The 17,925-nt window shown below is 55.4% G+C and carries 17 protein-coding genes; 13 read left to right on the forward strand and 4 right to left on the reverse strand.

Translation table 11 applies throughout. The features are described 5' to 3' along the window. Window position 1: 1 nt before the first annotated feature. Both mgtE and rsmA read right to left on the reverse strand, forming a co-directional pair. On the reverse strand, window positions 2-1,354 hold the full coding sequence (gene mgtE, locus JT718_RS13900; RefSeq protein WP_205503315.1) for a magnesium transporter: 1,353 nt from the start codon (window positions 1,352-1,354) through the stop codon (window positions 2-4). Beyond that, window positions 1,344-2,126 (reverse strand): 16S rRNA (adenine(1518)-N(6)/adenine(1519)-N(6))-dimethyltransferase RsmA, encoded by a 783-nt coding sequence (gene rsmA, locus JT718_RS13905; protein WP_205503316.1) that lies wholly within the window; start codon window positions 2,124-2,126, stop codon window positions 1,344-1,346. Before rsmA ends, mgtE begins: the two co-directional genes overlap by 11 nt. 55 nt (window positions 2,127-2,181) lie before the next feature. On the opposite strand from rsmA, the gene JT718_RS13910 reads away from it, so the two are divergent. The 10 genes from JT718_RS13910 to JT718_RS13955 all read left to right on the forward strand — a co-directional run bounded on the left by JT718_RS13910 (window position 2,182) and on the right by JT718_RS13955 (window position 11,561). Further along, window positions 2,182-3,618, forward strand: coding sequence for a leucyl aminopeptidase family protein (locus JT718_RS13910; protein ID WP_205503317.1), 1,437 nt, complete (start codon window positions 2,182-2,184; stop codon window positions 3,616-3,618). 7 nt (window positions 3,619-3,625) lie between these two features. Next, window positions 3,626-4,633, forward strand: coding sequence for a 4-hydroxythreonine-4-phosphate dehydrogenase PdxA (gene pdxA / locus JT718_RS13915; RefSeq protein WP_205503318.1), 1,008 nt, complete (start codon window positions 3,626-3,628; stop codon window positions 4,631-4,633). 336 nt (window positions 4,634-4,969) lie between these two features. Then, window positions 4,970-5,530 (forward strand): YceD family protein, encoded by a 561-nt coding sequence (locus JT718_RS13920; RefSeq protein ID WP_205503319.1) that lies wholly within the window; start codon window positions 4,970-4,972, stop codon window positions 5,528-5,530. A 33-nt stretch (window positions 5,531-5,563) separates the two neighbouring features. After that, window positions 5,564-5,758 (forward strand): 50S ribosomal protein L32, encoded by a 195-nt coding sequence (gene rpmF / locus JT718_RS13925; protein WP_066831452.1) that lies wholly within the window; start codon window positions 5,564-5,566, stop codon window positions 5,756-5,758. 64 nt (window positions 5,759-5,822) lie between these two features. Further along, the gene (plsX, locus tag JT718_RS13930) at window positions 5,823-6,764 is read left to right on the forward strand and encodes a phosphate acyltransferase PlsX (RefSeq protein ID WP_205503320.1); all 942 of its coding nucleotides are present in this window, start codon (window positions 5,823-5,825) and stop codon (window positions 6,762-6,764) included. A 36-nt stretch (window positions 6,765-6,800) separates the two neighbouring features. Then, window positions 6,801-7,799 carry a beta-ketoacyl-ACP synthase III gene (locus JT718_RS13935; RefSeq protein WP_205503321.1) on the forward strand — a complete coding sequence of 333 codons (999 nt, stop codon included), beginning with the start codon at window positions 6,801-6,803 and terminating at the stop codon, window positions 7,797-7,799. A gap of 134 nt (window positions 7,800-7,933) precedes the next feature. After that, on the forward strand, window positions 7,934-8,497 hold the full coding sequence (efp, locus tag JT718_RS13940; RefSeq protein ID WP_205503322.1) for an elongation factor P: 564 nt from the start codon (window positions 7,934-7,936) through the stop codon (window positions 8,495-8,497). Between the two features lie 4 nt (window positions 8,498-8,501). Further along, window positions 8,502-8,993, forward strand: a complete 492-nt coding sequence (gene accB / locus JT718_RS13945) for an acetyl-CoA carboxylase biotin carboxyl carrier protein (protein ID WP_205503323.1) — start codon at window positions 8,502-8,504, stop codon at window positions 8,991-8,993. 159 nt (window positions 8,994-9,152) lie between these two features. Beyond that, window positions 9,153-10,496 (forward strand): acetyl-CoA carboxylase biotin carboxylase subunit, encoded by a 1,344-nt coding sequence (accC, locus tag JT718_RS13950; protein ID WP_205503324.1) that lies wholly within the window; start codon window positions 9,153-9,155, stop codon window positions 10,494-10,496. A gap of 117 nt (window positions 10,497-10,613) precedes the next feature. Continuing rightward, window positions 10,614-11,561 (forward strand): DUF6340 family protein, encoded by a 948-nt coding sequence (locus tag JT718_RS13955; RefSeq protein WP_205503325.1) that lies wholly within the window; start codon window positions 10,614-10,616, stop codon window positions 11,559-11,561. A 76-nt stretch (window positions 11,562-11,637) separates the two neighbouring features. Here JT718_RS13955 and JT718_RS13960 read toward each other — a convergent pair whose 3' ends face one another. Both JT718_RS13960 and JT718_RS13965 read right to left on the reverse strand, forming a co-directional pair. Beyond that, the gene (locus tag JT718_RS13960) at window positions 11,638-12,213 is read right to left on the reverse strand and encodes a DUF3109 family protein (RefSeq protein WP_205503326.1); all 576 of its coding nucleotides are present in this window, start codon (window positions 12,211-12,213) and stop codon (window positions 11,638-11,640) included. Between the two features lie 129 nt (window positions 12,214-12,342). After that, window positions 12,343-12,741, reverse strand: coding sequence for a hypothetical protein (locus JT718_RS13965; protein ID WP_205503327.1), 399 nt, complete (start codon window positions 12,739-12,741; stop codon window positions 12,343-12,345). Window positions 12,742-13,167: 426 nt separating this feature from the next. Here JT718_RS13965 and JT718_RS13970 point away from each other — a divergent pair, with 426 nt between their 5' ends. Genes JT718_RS13970 through JT718_RS13980 form a run of 3 tightly spaced genes read left to right on the forward strand, consistent with a single transcriptional unit; the run spans window position 13,168 to window position 17,918 of the window. After that, window positions 13,168-13,920 (forward strand): hypothetical protein, encoded by a 753-nt coding sequence (locus JT718_RS13970; RefSeq protein WP_205503328.1) that lies wholly within the window; start codon window positions 13,168-13,170, stop codon window positions 13,918-13,920. 45 nt (window positions 13,921-13,965) lie between these two features. Next, window positions 13,966-16,758 carry a TonB-dependent receptor gene (locus JT718_RS13975; RefSeq protein ID WP_205503416.1) on the forward strand — a complete coding sequence of 931 codons (2,793 nt, stop codon included), beginning with the start codon at window positions 13,966-13,968 and terminating at the stop codon, window positions 16,756-16,758. After that, window positions 16,758-17,918 (forward strand): DUF4249 domain-containing protein, encoded by a 1,161-nt coding sequence (locus JT718_RS13980; protein WP_205503329.1) that lies wholly within the window; start codon window positions 16,758-16,760, stop codon window positions 17,916-17,918. The genes JT718_RS13975 and JT718_RS13980 overlap by 1 nt, the downstream gene beginning before the upstream one ends. Window positions 17,919-17,925 lie beyond the last annotated feature (7 nt).

Consider the following 17,925-nt stretch of genomic DNA (forward strand, 5'->3'; position numbering starts at 1 on the left):
ATCAGAGTTGTAGTAACAGGTGCGCCACCAGGAAATACACGGCCAGGCCCAGCAGGTCATTGGCGGTGGTGATGAACGGCCCGGCGGCCACGGCGGGGTTTACGCCGTATTTATCTAAAATCATGGGGGTAACGGTGCCCATGAACGAGGCCAGCAGCACCACGCTGAACAGGGCCACCGCCACCACCAGGGAAAGCGTCACTTCCACCCCGAACAGCACATTGAACCCCATCACCAACCCAGACATCACCAGGCCATTGATCACCGCCACCAGCAGCACCTTTACAATGCGGGAAGTGAAATTATCAAACAGCACGGTTTTGTTGGCCAGGGTCTGGATGATGATGGACGAGGATTGGATGCCCACGTTTCCGCCGGTGGCGGTAATGAGCGGGGTGAACATGGCCAGGGCCGGAATCACGGAAATATCGCCCTCAAACAGGCCAATGAAGCGGGCACCCAGCAGACCGCCCACCATGCCCACCATGAGCCAGGGCAGCCGCGCGCGCGAAAGCCTGATCACGCTGTCGTCTTCCTCAATGCTCTCGGTGATACCGGTCATCAGCTGGCGGCTCAACTCGGCCTGCTCCTGAATCACGTCCAGCACGTCGTCAATGGTGATGCGGCCCAGCAAACGGCCCTGAATGTTGACCACCGGAATGGCCTCCAGGTCATATTTCTGCATGACCGCGGCCACTTCTTTATCTTCTTTGAACGACTCAATGGAAATCACGTCGGGGTCGTATACCTTAGAGATGGGCGTGTCGTCACCGCACAGGATGAGCGTTTTCATGCTCAGGCGGCCTACCAGTTTGTCGCGGTCATCTACCACGTAAATGGCGTAGACTTTCTCCACGGCCTCGGCCTGCCGCCTGATCTCGTCAATGCACTGCCCCACCCGCCAGTTGATGTTTACCTTGATGAGCTCCTTGGCCATGAGCCCGCCGGCGCAGTCCTCGTCATAGTGCAAGAGGTCGGTGATGTAGGCCACGTGCTCGCGGTCCTCCAGCTGGGCAATGATCTCCTCCTTGCGCTGCACCGTCTGTTCATTGAGCACGTCCACGGCGTCATCAGAGTCCATCTCGGCAATGTAGCGGGCAATCTCCTCCACGGTGAAGTTCTTGAGGAAATTGGTGCGCACATCGGTGTCCAGGTCGCTCAGGATCTCGGCGCCCACGGTGGTGGGCAAGATGTCCATCACGTACTTGCTCTGCTCGGTGTTGAGCTCGTAGAGCACCGTGGTGATGTCCACGGCGTACATTTCCTCCATGTTGGAGAGAATGAACGCCGCGTCGCGCCGCTCTATGGCGTCTTCTATCTGGTCAATGAACTCACGGGTGATCTCAGATTGCATGCTGCTGAATCAGAAGGGTCAGGTTGATAAAATCTTCTACGGAGAGCTGCTCGGCCCGTTTGTCAAAAACCGGCTGCTGCGTAACCTCGGGCGGAAGGTTGAACGGCTTGAGGCAGTTACGCAGGGTTTTGCGGCGGGTGCCGAAACTGGTTTTCACTACGCGGAAAAACAGCTTCTCATCGCAGGGTAGCTGGGCCACCTCGTTGCGGGTTAACCGTACTACCGCGCTCTTCACCTTGGGCGGCGGATTAAACACATGCTCATGCACGGTGAACAGGTATTCAATAGTATAAAAGGCCTGTAGCAGCACGCTCATGATGCCGTAGGTCTTGGACCCGTGCGGCGCGGCAATGCGCTCGGCCACTTCCTTCTGGATCATGCCCACGCTTTCGGGCACCTGGTCGCGGTGCTCCAGGATCTTGAAGAAGATCTGGCTGGAGATGTTGTAAGGGAAATTGCCAATGATGGAGAACGGCCCTTTGAACAGCGTTTTCAGGTCGGTTTTCAGGAAATCGGCGAAAAGCACGCGGCCCTCCAGCTGCGGGAAATGCTCGTTGAGCCAGGCAATGGACTCCCGGTCAATGTCCACAATGGTGGTCCTGTATTCGGGGTGATTTACCAGAAACTGCGTTAAAACGCCCATGCCGGGGCCCACTTCCAGCACCTCCTGCACGCCGTTGGGCAGGCGCAGGGCCTCTACAATCTTCTGGGCGATGTTGAGGTCGGTGAGGAAGTGCTGACCTAGGTGTTTCTTGGGCTGGACGGGCTTCACTGGTTTTCGGTTTCCGTTTGTTAAGGCTATATTGCAGCTCAAAGATACACATCTTATGCGCACAGAACTGACCTACGCCGCAACATTACCGGCAAATACCAGCACCGCCGTGCTGGTGCCGGGCCGCGACCAACTTCCCGTGGAGCTTTTCTCCCAAGATGAACTAGACTACATCAACCGCCAGCTGGAGCTGAAAAGTAACCTGGTGGCCCTCAATAAACTCACCCACCAGCTGTACCTGGTACTTACCGAGCCTAAGAAAACCCAGACGCAAACCCACGAGGCCCTGCGCAAGGCCGGCCACACCCTGCACCATCGCCTGCTCGCCGACAAGGTAGAGCACGTGGTGCTGCTAGACGGCGCCGACAGCGAAGCCGCCCTGTACGTGGCAGAGGGACTGGTGCTCAGTAACTACTCGTTCCAGCGGTACAAAACCGAGAAAGCCACACCGCCCTGCCTGCAGACCGTGACCATCACGGGCGTGGGCGTGTCCCAGACCCAGGTGCTGGAACTCTCTCACCTGCTGGACGCTGTGTACCAGACCCGTGACCTGATCAACACGCCGCCCAACATGCAGACGGCCACCCTCCTAAGTGAGCAGATCCGCCAGATGGTGGAAGCGGCCGGGGTGCAGGTAGAGGTGCTGGACCAGGTGCAGATCCAAAGCCTGAAAATGGGCGGTCTGCTCAGCGTGAACCAGGCGTCTGATGAGTCGGCTACCTTTAGCATATTGGAGTGGAAGCCCGCCAACGCGGCCAACACCCAACCGGTGGTGCTGGTAGGCAAGGGCGTGGTGTATGACACCGGCGGCCTGAGCCTGAAGCCTACCCCCAACTCCATGGACTACATGAAGTCAGACATGTCTGGGGCCGCAGCCGTGGCCGGCACCCTGTACGCCCTGGCCAAAAACAACGCCCCGCTGCACGTCATCGGCCTGATTCCGGCCACCGATAACCTGATCAGCGGCAAGGGCTTTGCCCCCGGCGACGTGATCACCATGCACAGCGGCCACACCGTGGAAGTCTTGAACACCGATGCCGAAGGCCGCCTCATCCTGGCCGATGCCCTGCACTTTGCCAAACGCTACAACCCCGCCCTGGTGATTGACATTGCCACCCTTACCGGGGCCGCCGCCAGGGCCATTGGCCGCGAAGGCATTGTGATGATGGGCACCGCTGATGACCTGGTGAAAACCGACCTGAAACTGGCCGGCGAAGTGGCGCACGAGCGTTTGGTGGAGTTCCCGCTCTGGGAAGAGTACCAGGAGCACCTGAAATCAGACATCGCGGACCTGAAGAACATTGGCGGGGCCGAGGCCGGCGCCATCTCGGCGGGCAAGTTCCTGGAGTTCTTCACCAACTACCCCTGGATTCACCTGGACATCGCCGGCACGGCCTACCTCCTGAGCCCAGACTCGTACCGCGGCAAGCACGCCACCGGCAGCAGCGTACGCCTGCTGTACCATTTCCTTTCGTCACTAGCCACCGCCTAACCAATAAATGGAGCAAAGAACCAAGCCCCGCATCGGGATTACCATAGGAGACATCAGCGGCATTGGGCCCGAGGTAATCTTAAAAACCTTCCTGGATAACCGCGTGCTGCACTACTGTACCCCGGTGGTGTACGGCTCAGCCGCGGCAATCAACAAATACCGTAAGCTGCTGAACCTGGAAGGGTTCAACTTCCACAGCATCACCGCCTTTGACCAGCTGCACCCCAAAAAGGTGAACGTGCTCACCTGCGTGCCCGAAGACGTGGAGTTTACCCCGGGTGTTCCTACCCCGGCTACCGGGGCCCTGGCCCGGGCGGCCTTGCTGCAGGCGGCGCAGGACCTGAAGGACGGCCACATCCAGGCGGTGGTCACCGCTCCCATTGACAAAGACAACACCCAGGGCGAGGGCTTCCAGTTTCCGGGCCATACCGAGTTTTTCACCACGCATTTCAACGCCCCGGAAAGCCTCATGTTCCTGGTGTCGGAGGGTCTGCGGGTAGCCACCGTCACCGGGCACCTGCCCCTGAAAGAGGTGGCCGGCACGCTGACTCCGGAACTGCTCATCCGGAAACTTACCATCCTGGACAGTTCCCTGCGCCGGGACTTCGGCATCCAGAAACCCAAGATTGCGGTACTGGGCCTGAACCCGCACGCCGGCGAGAACGGCCTCTTGGGCACTGAGGAAACCGAGATGGTGGTGCCCGTGATTGAACAGCTCCGGAACAAGGGCAACCTGGTGTTTGGCCCCTTCCCCGCCGATGGCTTTTTTGGCACCCGCAGCTATAAGAAGTTTGACGCCACCCTGGCCCTGTACCATGACCAGGGCCTGATCCCGTTTAAAACGCTCGCGTTTGAGACCGGCGTCAACTTTACGGCGGGCCTGCCCGTTGTGCGCACCTCCCCCGACCACGGCACCGCCTATGACATTGCCGGCCAGAACAAAGCCGATGAGACCTCGTTCAGGGAAGCCCTGTTCACGGCCATTGACATTCTGCGGGCCCGGGCCGGAGCGTGATGCCGGTCCCTAGCCTTGGAGCCGTTTTGGGGCTGTTTCAGCAAAAGAAAGCCCAAAACGGCTCTTTTTTGTGCCATGGAGCCACTTCTCAGGCGTTGAAAAACTAACTAAAGGCCTAAAGGTTGCGGGTAACGGGTAGCCGTGAAAAGTTTGTCCAGTTTCAGCCGTCCCGCCGCTGCCAACGTATCTCCTTGGTAATGAACTAGTCCTGCCAGGCGGCTGTTTCCCCCAAGGAAAGTTTATCACCCTTATTGTTTAACCCCAGCAAAAAAGGCAATTGTATTTTATTATTAAGATATTCTTGCTAATTTTGCGACTTGCAAAAAAAGAGGCAAAGTGAAGGAGATTAAAAAATACGATATCAACCTCGTGAAGCTTGGCAACAAACGCCATGACTACGAGTTTGAATTGGACGACCGCTTCTTTGAGTTGTTCAGCCAGCAGTTGATTCATGGCGGCCATCTCAAGGCAGAGGTGGTGCTGCACAAATCGGAGCTTCTTTTGCAGTTTGACTTCCACATCAGCGGTACCGTTCGCCTGACCTGCGACCGTAGCCTGGAGGAATTTGAGTATCCGCTGGAAGTTGACCAAACGCTGCACGTGCGCTTCGGCCCGGAAGACCTGGAGCTGGATGAGAACGTGCTGCAGATTGTACCAGAGACGCAGTATATCAACATTGCACAGCACCTGTATGACTACATTGGGCTGGCGGTGCCCATGAAGAAGCTGCACCCCCGGTTTGTAGCGGAAGACCAGGAACGGGAAGATGATCCGGAGGCCGAAGGCCTGCTGATCTACTCCACCGGCCCTGCCGAAAATGATGAGGACGACGATAGCGACGATGACAACGACAACCCGGTTGACCCGCGTTTCGCCGCCCTTAAAAAGTTAAAATAAGTTTCTAAACCAATTTTGTAATAATTACCCGAGATGGCACATCCAAAGCGAAAAATCTCCAAAACCAGAAGAGATAAGAGAAGAACGCACGACAAATTGACGCCCAAAGCGATTTCAATCTGCCCTAACACCGGTGAAGTACACCAGTACCACAGAAGCTACGTGGTAGACGGTGACCTGTACTACAAAGGCAAAGTGGCCATCAAAAATTATACCTCTGTTGCGTAATAAAGCTTGCCTTGTCAGGCTTTATTTTAGTTACTTGTAGGATAATTTACGAAATACGCTTTACATGAAAATAGCTCTGGATGCAATGGGTGGCGACTTCGCCCCCGACGCAGTTGTAGAAGGCGCACTTTTGGCGGCTGAGAAGATGACGGATGAAGTAGAGATTTTCCTGATCGGAGATGAAGACACCATCCATTCCCTCCTGCAAAAGCACGGCTACACCGGTTCCAGAGTAAAGGTTGTTCACGCATCCCAGGTGATTGGGATGGGTGAACACCCTACCAAAGCCCTCACCCAGAAACCTGACTCCAGCATTGCCGTGGGCTACGGCATGCTTGCCTCCAAAAAGGTAGACGCCTTCTGCAGCGCCGGCAACACCGGGGCCATGCTGGTGGGCGCGGTGTTCAGCGTGAAACAGGTAGAGGGCATTCTGCGTCCGGCCCTGGCCAGCTTTATTCCTAAGCTTTCTGGGGGGCACGGCGTTCTTCTGGACGTGGGCGCCATTGCCGACTGCAAGCCAGAAATCCTGGAGCAGTTTGGCGAGATTGGCTCTATCTGCGCCGAGAACATCCTGGACATCAAGAAACCCCGGGTAGGCCTTATGAACCTGGGCGAAGAGGAAGGCAAAGGCACCATGGTGACCCAGCCGGCCCACAAGCTGCTCAAAGAGAACAAATCCATCCACTTTATCGGGAACATTGAAGGGCGCGACTTGTTCAACGACAAGGCCGATGTCATTGTGTGTGACGGGTTCACCGGTAACGTCATCCTAAAGCTGGCGGAGTCTATCTATGACATCCTCCGGGAGAAAAACATCACCGACCCATTCTTTGACCGCTTCAACTATGAGGCGGTAGGCGGAAGCCCCGTACTGGGGGTAAATGGGAATGCGGTCATCGGTCACGGGGTCTCCAACCCCACCGCTATCTGCAATATGTTGCACCTGGCCCACAAAATGGCAGAAACGCACATTGCCGACAAACTCAAAAAATACTTCAGCGCCTGATAGCGCGCGCCTTCACCAGACAACCCTTCAGACAATATGAGTAAAATTACCGCCGCGATCACCGGTGTGAGCGGATATGCCCCAGAGTATGTGTTGACCAACCAAGAGTTGGAGACCATGGTAGAAACCAACGACGAGTGGATTGTTAGCCGCACGGGCATCAAAGAAAGACGCATCCTGAAGGGCGAAGACCAGGGCACCTCCGCCATCGCCATCCCCGCGGTGCTGGACCTGCTCCAAAAAACCAACACCCAACCAGAGGAAGTTGACCTGCTCATCTGCGCCACCACTACCCCAGACATGGTGTTCCCGGCCACGGCCAACATCATCTGCGCCGAGGTAGGCGCCGTGAACGCGTTTGGCTATGACCTGCAGGCGGCCTGCTCCGGTTTCCTGTTTGCGCTGGCTACCGGAGCCCAGTTCATTGAAACCGGCAAATACAAAAAAGTAATTGTGGTAGGCGCCGACAAGATGTCGGCCATTGTAGACTACACAGACCGCGCCACCTGCATTATCTTCGGAGACGGCGGCGGCGCCGTGATGCTGGAACCGAACACCGAAGGCCTTGGCATCCAGGACAGCATCCTGAAGTCTGACGGTTCCGGGGTGCAGTTCCTGCACATGAAAGCCGGCGGTAGCCGTAGACCGGCCACTGCTGAGACTGTGGCCCGCCGAGAGCACTACGCCTTCCAGGAAGGGCAGCAGGTCTTTAAATTCGCGGTGAAAGGCATGGCCGATGTGTCTGCCGAGGTAATGGAGAAAAACAACCTCACCGCCGATGACATTGCCTGGCTGGTTCCGCACCAAGCCAACAAGCGCATCATTGACGCCACGGCCAACCGCATGGGCGTGGGCCCCGAGAAGGTGATGCTCAACATCCAGAAATACGGCAACACCACCAGCGGCACCATTCCGCTGTGCCTGTGGGAGTACGAGCCTCAACTCAAAAAAGGCGATAACCTCATTCTGGCCGCGTTTGGCGGTGGTTTTACCTGGGGCGCCATCTACCTGAAGTGGGCGTATGACCCCAAATAACCGGGCTCGTTTTTAAGGTACTTTTCTAAAATAGATCAAAAAATTCGGCTATCTTTGGCCGAATTTTTTTATTTCCGAACGGGTGTAATCCCGTTCGTGAGCACTAAACGAACCACCTATTATTCAACATACCTATGGCAACCACCGCTGATTTCCGCAACGGGCTTTGCATTGAATTTAACGGCGACTTATGGATCATCACTGAGTTTCAGCACGTGAAACCAGGCAAAGGTCCAGCCTTCGTACGCACCAAACTGAAAAACATCAAGACTGGTAAAGTGGTAGACAACACCTTCACCGCCGGCGTGAAAGTGACCACTGCCCGCGTGGAGCAGCGCCCGCATCAGTTTATCTACAAAGATGATTACGGCTACAACTTCATGGACCTGAGCACGTTTGAGCAGGTGACCCTGGAGGAGAAGATGGTGCCCTTCGCTGACCTCATGAAAGAAGGCCAGGAAGTAACCATCTTGTTCCACGCCGAGACTGAAACGCCGCTTACCGCCGAGCTTCCTACGTATGTAGAGCTCACCGTTACGTATACAGAGCCAGGCATTAAGGGAGACACCGCCACCAACGCCTCTAAACCCGCCATTGTAGAAACCGGCGCCACCATCTCGGTGCCCCTTTTCATTGGCCAGGACGAAAAAATTAAGGTAGACACGCGTACCTATACCTACGCCGAACGAGTAAAATAGAACTATGAAAGCAAAGGAAATCCAAGAACTGATTGATTTCATCGCGAAATCAGGCCTGAATAAAGTTGACATTGAGACCGAGGAGTTCAAGATCTCAGTGGAGCGCGAGGCAAGCCAGAAAGTGAAGTTTGTGTCAGGCGCTGCCCCAGCGGCCGCCCCTGCCCCAGCTCCGCAAGCGGCTGCTCCGGCCCCGCTGCCAGCCGCCCCGGCTACCCCGGCCACTCCTGCTCAACCAGCCGCCGAGGACACCAGCCGTTACGTAACCATCAAGGCCCCCATGATCGGGACGCTGTACCGCTCGGCCAACCCAGAGTCGCCGGCGTTTGTGAACGTAGGTGACGAGGTAAAAAAAGGCCAGGTGATCTGCATCATTGAGGCCATGAAACTCTTCAATGAGATTGAGTCTGAGGTATCGGGCCGCATTGTGAAGGTATTGGTAGAAAATGCCTCCCCGGTGGAGTATGACCAACCCCTGTTCTTGGTAGATCCTAGTTAATGTGCTAATTCTTTAATGTGCTGATGTGCTAATTCTTGGTTTGGCGGGGAACTTAAGTAAGTAACTTCTACTTCCCTCCTGCCATTGATTGGTTCATCAGCACATTATTTTTGTGAATCATTAGCACATCAGCACATTTACACATTAGCACATTAACCAATGTTCAAAAAAATACTAATTGCCAACCGTGGCGAGATTGCGCTAAGGATAATCCGGACGTGTAAGGAAATGGGCATTAAGACGGTAGCAGTGTATTCTACCGCCGACAAGGAAAGTCTGCACGTGCGCTTCGCAGATGAGGCGGTGTGTATTGGTCCCGCTCCAAGCGCCCAGTCTTACCTGAACATCCCTAACCTGATTGCCGCCGCGGAAATAACCAACGCCGATGCCATTCACCCGGGCTACGGCTTCCTTTCTGAAAATGCCGAATTTTCCAGAATCTGTGCCGAAAACGGTATCAAGTTCATTGGGGCTACCCCAGAGATGATCAACTCCATGGGCGATAAGTCGTCGGCCAAGGATACCATGAAAAAAGCGGGCGTGCCAACTATTCCTGGTTCTGACGGTCTGTTGACTTCTGCCGAGCAAGGCAAGAAACTGGCGGCTAAGATCAAATATCCGGTAATCATCAAAGCCACGGCCGGTGGTGGTGGACGCGGGATGCGGATCATCAAATCTGCCGAGGAGTTTGACAAAGCCTGGAACGATGCCCGCCAGGAAGCCAAAGCCGCTTTCGGGAACGACGGCATGTACCTGGAGAAGTTCGTGGAAGAGCCTCGCCACATTGAGATTCAGATTGTGGGCGACCAGTACGGAAAAGTATGTCACCTTTCTGAGCGCGACTGCTCTATCCAGCGCCGTCACCAGAAACTGATTGAGGAAACGCCGTCGCCGTTCATTGACCAAGACCTGCGCGAGCGCATGGGCCAGGCAGCTATTGCCGGTGCCGCCGCTATCAATTACGAGGGCGTGGGGACCATTGAGTTCCTGGTAGACAAGCACAAAGAGTTCTACTTCATGGAGATGAACACCCGTATTCAGGTGGAGCACCCCATCACCGAGGAAGTAGTGAACTATGACCTGATCAAAGAGCAGATCAAAGTAGCGGCTGGCGTTCCAATTTCCGGTAAAAACTACTACCCGCAGATGCACGCCATTGAGTGCCGTATCAACGCGGAGGATCCTAAGGCCGGTTTCCGTCCGAGCCCAGGCAAAATCAACGTGCTTCACATCCCGGGCGGCCACGGAGTACGGGTAGACACGCACGTGTATGCGGGTTACACCATCCCGGCCAACTATGACTCCATGATCGCGAAGCTGATTGTGAGCGCCCAAACCCGCGAGGAAGCCATCGTGAAAATGAAACGTGCTTTGAGCGAGTTCGTGATTGAAGGCGTGAAAACCACCATTCCGTTCCACCTGGCCATGATGGACGATGAAGGTTTCAAATCAGGAAACTTCACCACCAGCTACCTGGACAGCTACGACTTCACGCAAGTTTAAACTTGCACCAAATACTACAGAAAAAGCAGCCTTAAAGGCTGCTTTTTTCATTTTACTGATAGGGGTAAAACCCGCTTCCGCTGTTTACATGATACCCTACATGAATTAACTGTTTACATGAAAACCTTTTGCTTCTGGCTTTCTCTTGCCTTTGTAGTTCTTGCTGCTCCTGGTTGCACCTCCATTCTGTATTTAGACCGGGAACAGCCCGCTGTAGTACAACTGCCGGATTCAACACTATCCCTGCTGCTGGTGCAGCGCTACGATGCTTCTTTGCTTCCTTACAAAAAAGACCGCAAAATTGAGGTGTACCGAGATGGGGCAAGACAAGCCCTGGACGCAGTTCAGCATGAACTTTCACTAGACTCGGGTTTCCAGGTGGTGTTAGCCGATAGCAGCCTTTTCCTAAAGAAATCAACCGAGGAGCGTTTGCTCAATCAACAGAAAGTTCAGCAACTCTGCCGTGAATACAACACCTCCCTCCTGCTGGTGCTGGATACCCTGGATGCCTATATGGAGCAGACTACGGTCACGCGGGATAAAGATGAAAAAGGGAATGTCTCTAAAACTGCCGAGTATTCTTTGGTAGTAACTGCTAAATGGAAATTGTTCAATCAGGAAGGAAAGTTACTGGATGAAGCATTTCTGACCCAGAGTGAACCTTATAGCAGCCGGGCAGTGATCAGCGGACTTTTTGCTTTAGGTCCGGCCATGGCCAACGCCGGGGAAGCGGTTAACCGGAATGCCGCGAGCTTGGGAAGGCAATATGCCCAACGGTTCTACCCTACCAAACTCACCATCGCTAAGGAATATTACCACCAGAAAGAACTGGCGCAGGCCGCCGAAATGATCAGGCTGTCTGAGTGGGAAAAGGCCTCGGAACTGCTGGTGCCCCTTGCTTCAGGAAAGGCATCGGCTGTTACAGGTAAAGCCGCTTATAATCTGGCCGTCATCAATGAAATCCAGGGCAACCTGCCGGAAGCCAAACGGTGGGCAGACGTTGCCCGGAAAGCGGGGTTGAAAAGAGCCCGTTACCTCTTATCTGATCTCAATATGCAGCGATAAAACAAAACTCCAGTTTTAAGCCTGATTCAGAGAAAACAGGCTTAAAACGGGAGTTAAAATTTCAAAGCAACCAATCTTACTTAGCCACCGCTTCTTTGGCCACTAGTTCATCCAGTTCATTGAACCATTCCTCGCCGTATTTTCGGATTAAAGGCTCCCGCAGGAACTTGTACACCGGCACACCCAACTCTTGCCCGAAGGAACAGGCTGGGTTACAGATTTCCCAACGGTCGTAGTTCAGGGCTTCAAATCCATCGTACTTGGTGATCCGGATGGGGTACAGATGACAGGAAATGGGTTTTTTCCAAGAGATCTTTCCGTCCAGGTACGCTTGTTCAATGGCGCACTTGAGCGCGAGGTTGTCGTCATAGATGGCGTAGGCGCACTCGCGGTTCCCGATGGTGGGGGTACTGTAGTCGCCTTCAAAGTCTTCCACAAACAGCCCCTGCTCGGCCACGGCTTTGATGCCTTCCTGTGACATATAGGGTTTTACGTGTTCGTAGGCCTCGGCTAAGACAGGCAGTTCGTCTTTCTCCAAAGGAGCACCCAAGTCACCCTCTACGCAGCAGGCGCCTTTGCACTTCTCCAGGTTACAGACAAAGAACTTGTCCTTGAGATCGTCAGACAGAACGGTATTTTGTAATACAATCATGAGCTATTTCTTACAGCAGAAAGACAAAAGTACCGCTATTTAAGTTCGGCCGCAAAGGGTTGGCACTGGCCGCTAAAAAACAAAAGCAGCCGTTTTGGGGCTGCTTTCTCCAAACAAGGTTGAAAACGGTTAGTCTTCCATGACCCAGGCGAGGGCATCTGCTTCGTTATCAAAGAAGTGGGTGTCAAACTTGATCAGGCCGCTGCCTTTGAGGAACATGTTTTCCACGGCCATTTTGTTGAAGATATCGGTGGCTACCAGTACGGCCATCTTCTTGAGGTCGCTTTCCTGGGAAAACCGGGGAGCCCACTCTTTGGCGGTCCATTCCTGATCAGCGGGCCGAATGGCGCGGGCATTGGTGTTATCGCCAATCCAGCGGGTGACGGTACGCTCTTTGGCTAGCTGCAGGTAAAGCCCCAGAATCTCGCGGTACTCCTGCGTGCCCGCAAAGCCCAGCCACTTGGTTCTTACCAGTTGCAGGTCTTCTTCATAGGAGATGGTAATAATGTCGCTTTTATAATAAATCATTGCTGTTGCTGTCTGGACTGTATTTCTGCGCCTGGGCTCCGGTTTTTTTGGCGGTAAGTTTTGTCTGGCTTACGCCCCTGGAGTTAGAGTGTGTCTGGCACTCCCCACCAGGCAATTGTTCACTTTGAGCGCTTGGGCAAGGTATGTTTTACCAATATCGGGCCAAATTGTTTAAAAATAGGCTAATTTCAAAGCAGAACGGTTCTGGCCCCTGCCATTGGGGCTCTTTTCTGGGTTGTCCTGGCCTTGTCTTAGGATAATTTCAAGCATGCGGCGGCCCCTCTCTGCCGCCCAACCGGCGAAAGGCTGGGCAATGGCAGGTACGGGCCGGTTTTGCTGGAACTGCAGAAAATAAAAACATATAAATAATTAAATTATAATAAATTGGAGAGTTTTTAAAACTTTCCTGCTTAAGCCCGTACTTCAATGCTTCAGAAACCGGACGTCAAACTCCTCCTGCTGACTGCCACCCTCGTCCTGACGGGGAGCAAAACGTTCTCCCAAGCCATCGCCCCCCAGAACGCCCCCCATCAACAGCCCTCCACCCCTTACCCCGTTAGCCTGTACCAGCAGGCTACCCAACCGGAAGCCCACCTGTTCAATGGCCCCGAGTACGTTGATTACCGGAGGCTCTACCGCGAGGGGCACCAGTTTTTCCTCCAGGACCAGAAGGCCACCGGGGCCGTGCACTATGACGGCGACTGGTACCAGGAAGTACCGCTGCTGTATGACGTGGTCACCGATGAGGTGGTGCTGGTGAAGAACGGGGTTCTGCTGCAGAAACTGGTGAGCGAGAAACTGACCGCCTTTCTGCTGCAGGGGCACCACTTTGTGCGCCATGTGGCCCCGGACACTGCGGCGGCGGCCACGCTGCCCACCGGCTTCTATGACCTGCTGCACGACGGGCCCACCCAACTGCTGGTAAAGCGCAAAAAACTGAAGGAACACGTGGTGGAAGACAACCGCGAAGTGGAAAAGTATAAACCCGACGATAAGTTCTACATCCAGAAAGACAACCGTTACCACCAGGTGAAAACCGGCAAATCGGTGTACCGGGTGTTCCAGGACAAGAAGAAAGAACTCAAAAAGCACGCGCGCTCCCAGAAATTGAAGTTCAGGAGACAGCGTGAGCAAGCCATTCTGGCCCTGGTGATCCACTACAACTCCCTGAACCCGTAACCTGCCCTCTCTTTTGCCCTTTCCCAATTTTCTGTCACGTTCATGATGCCCCAACTTTACCGTATTACTATCTTATTTGCCTTCTTGCTGCTGGCCGGCCTTGCCCCGGCCCGGGCCCAGACGGCAGAGGCGCCGCCGCTCTCGCTCACCCTGCAGAACGCTTCATTCCAGGAGTTTGTGCGGCAGGTGGAAGCCAACTCCCGGTACCGCTTTTACTATGACCCGGCCTGGGTAGACAGCCTGCAGGTAACCCTGCAGGTGGCGCAACAGCCCCTGGCCCCCATTCTGGAGCAGGTTTTTGCCGGAACCACCCTTAAGTTCGCCATCACGCCGCAGGGCTTTGTGCTCATCACGCAAGGCAAGGATTTTATGGCCCACCTGCCCGCCGGTTTCCTCCGCCGCGAGGCGCCGGCCGCTCAGCCCAGTACGCCCGCTGGCCGGAGCGCAGCCTCCCAGCCTTACCTGGCCGGCGACCAGGACCGAAAGAAAAACACCTCTGAGGCCAAGTTGTACGTTATTGGGGTAAAACGCGAAAATGCCACCGGAAACGCGAACCTGGCCGGCCACCTGCGCGATGCCAAGTCCGGGGAGCCTATCATCGGGGCCTCGGTGTACATCCAGTCGCCGTTGGTGGCCACCACCTCAGACCAGTACGGCTACTTTTCCCTCACCCTGCCCGTGGGCCAGCACGAACTCCTGATCAGGGGTATTGGCATCAAGAACTCTAAGCGCCGCATTGCCCTGTACTCAGACGGAAAGCTGGACATTGAGATTGAGGAAGATGTACGGTCGCTGAAGGAAGTTTTGGTGGAGGCCGAGAAAGACCGCAACGTGGCCGGCATGCAGATGGGCATGGAGCGCCTGGACATCAGGGCCATTAAACAGGTGCCCACCGCCTTTGGTGAAACCGACATTCTGCGGGTGGTGCTCACCCTGCCGGGGGTAAAGTCGGTGGGCGAAGGCAGCACCGGCATGAACGTGCGCGGCGGCTCCACCGACCAGAACCTGATCCTCTTCAACGATGCCACCGTGTACAACCCTTCGCACCTGTTCGGCTTTTTCTCGGCGTTTAACCCAGACATCGTGAAAACCGTGGAGCTGCACAAGAGCAACATCCCGGCCCGGTACGGCGGACGCCTTTCCTCGGTGCTGGAGGTGGTTACCCGCGACGGCAACAAGAAAAAGTTTTCCGGCTCGGGCGGTCTTGGGCTCCTCACCAGCCGCCTAACCCTGGAAGGCCCCATCACCAAGGACAAGACCTCGTTCCTGGTGGCCGGCCGCAGCACCTATTCTGACTGGCTCCTGAAAAAACTGCCCCAGGAGAGCTTCAGCAAGAGCTCGGCGTCTTTCTATGACGTGAACGCCCAGATCAACCACGAGTTTGACGACAAGAACACGCTGTACGTGTCGGGGTACCTGAGCAAAGACAAATTCAGGCTGGCCAGCGATACCCTCTATAACTTCACCAACCAGAACGCCAGCGTGAAGTGGAAGCACATCTTCCACAACAAACTCTACAGCGTGCTTACGGGTGCCTACAGCCACTACAGTTACGGCGTAAATTCTGAAAACAACCCCGTAAACGCCTCTAACCTTACCTTTGGCATTAACCAGGCCAACCTGCAGGCAGACTTCAACTACTTCCTCAATCCCAAGCACACCCTGGACTTCGGGGCCAGTTCTATCCTGTACAACGTGAAGCCGGGGAGCCTGAAGCCGGTCGGGTCTGAGTCGCTCATCATGCCAGACGTGCTGCAGCGCGAACGGGCGCTGGAAAGCGCCCTGTACGTCTCTGACCAGATTGACCTCTCACCCCGGTTCTCGGTGTACCTGGGCCTCAGGTATTCCATGTTCAACGCCCTTGGGCCAAGGAACGTGTTTGCCTACGCACCGGGCGTACCCAAGACCGAGGGCACCATGCTGGACACGCTGTCGTACGGCTCGGGCAAAGCCTTTGCCACCTACCACGGGCCCGAGTACCGGGTGTCTGCCCGCTTCGGCCTCACCGACAACTCCTCGGTGAAGATGAGCTTCAACCGCATGCGCCAGTATATTCATATGCTCTCCAACACGGCCACCATGTCGCCCACCGACACCTGGAAGCTGAGCGACGCCAACGTACGCCCACAGGTGGGCGACCAGATTGCCCTGGGCTATTACCGCAACTTCAGGTCTAACACCATTGAGCTGTCGGTGGAGGGCTATTACAAGAAGATGAAGGATTTCCTGGATTACCGCAACGGGGCCACCCTCCTGCTCAACCACCACATTGAGACCGATGTGGCCAACGCCGAGGGCAAGGCCTACGGCGTGGAGGTGATGCTGAAGAAACTCACCGGCAAGCTCAACGGCTGGGTGAGCTACACCTACTCCCGTACGCTGGTGCGCCTCAACAACCCGCAGGTGTCTGAGGTGATCAACCAGGGCAAGTGGTACCCCAGCAATTTTGACAAGCCGCATGATGTGACCCTCATCAGCAACTACCGGTTCAGCCAACGGTTCAGCACGTCGCTGAACTTCACGTACAGCACCGGCCGGCCCATTACCCTGCCCATTGCCAAATACCAGGACGGCAACGCCCAGCGCATCTTCTACTCAGACCGCAACCAGCACCGCGTGCCCGACTATTACCGCGTGGACTTCGCCATGAACATTGAGGGCAACCACAAGATCAAGAAGCTGGCCCACAGTTCCTGGACCCTGGCCGTGTACAACCTCACCGGCCGCAAGAACCCTTACTCGGTGTACTTCCGGTCAGACAACGGCAAAATCAAGGGCTACCAGCTTTCTATCTTCGGGCGGCCTATTCCTACCATCACCTATAATTTCAGATTTTAATGCGTTTTTTAAAAAACAGCCTCAAAACCCTCTTTTACGTTCTGGCGCTAGGCCTGCTTGGCGCCTGTGAGGAACCCTATACCCCCGAGGTGCTGGACCAGGAAAACAGCTTTCTGGTGGTAAGCGGCTACATCAATTCCAACGGCCCCACCACCATTACCCTGTCGCGCACCCAAAGCCTGTCAGAAGAGGGCGGCCCCGTCTACGAGGGAAACGCCACCGTGACGGTGGAGGAAGAAAACGGCCCCAGTTTCTCTCTGCGGGAAACCAGCCTGGGCCGGTACACCATTGCTTCCTTGCCCATCAACCCGGCCAAACGGTACCGGCTCAGCATCCGCACCGCGGGCAAAAACTACCTATCTGAGTACGTGGAGGTAAAACAGACCCCGGCCATTGACCAGGTAGGCTGGGACGTGAAGAACGATGGCATACAGATCACCGTCTCCAGCCATGACGCCCAGAACGACACCCGCTACTACCGCTGGGAGTACGACGAGACCTGGGAGTACAACTCTTTCTATTACTCTGAGTTTGAGTGGATCAACAACCGGGTTATTCCCCGGCCGCAGGAACGGAACATCTTCTTCTGCTGGCGCACGGTTGTCTCGGCCAACATTAACCTGGCCAACACCGTGCGGTTGAGCCAGGACGTGGTGAGCAAGCATCCCCTGCTCAACATTCCGGCCTCATCGGTGAAGCTCCAGCGGAGGTACAGCATCCTGGTGCGGCAGTACGCGCAAACCCGCGAGTCTTACCAATACTGGGAAGCCCTCAGGAAGAACACCGAGAACATTGGTACCCTGTTTGATCCGCTGCCAACCCAGCTTACGGGCAACATCCGCTGCCTCACCGCTCCGCAGGAGCCGGTCATCGGGTTTGTTTCGGTTACCTCTGTGGAGCAGAAGCGGCTGTTTGTAGACCGCACCGAGCTGCCCAAGGACTGGCAACCTTACCGCCTGCAGGGCTGCGAGCTGGACTCCTTGCTGCTGCGCGATGAGCGCGGCATTAACCAGGTGGAACAGGGCTTTTCCTCGGGCCTGATTCCGGTGACCACCCTGGATGAGAACGGCTCAGTCATTGGGTATTTGGGAACCTCTCCCGCCTGCGGCGATTGCCGCACGCAGGGCGGCACCACCACCAAGCCTGATTTTTGGCAATAATTCCGGA

The organism is Rufibacter psychrotolerans (assembly GCF_016924645.1).
GTDB lineage: Bacteria > Bacteroidota > Bacteroidia > Cytophagales > Hymenobacteraceae > Nibribacter > Nibribacter psychrotolerans.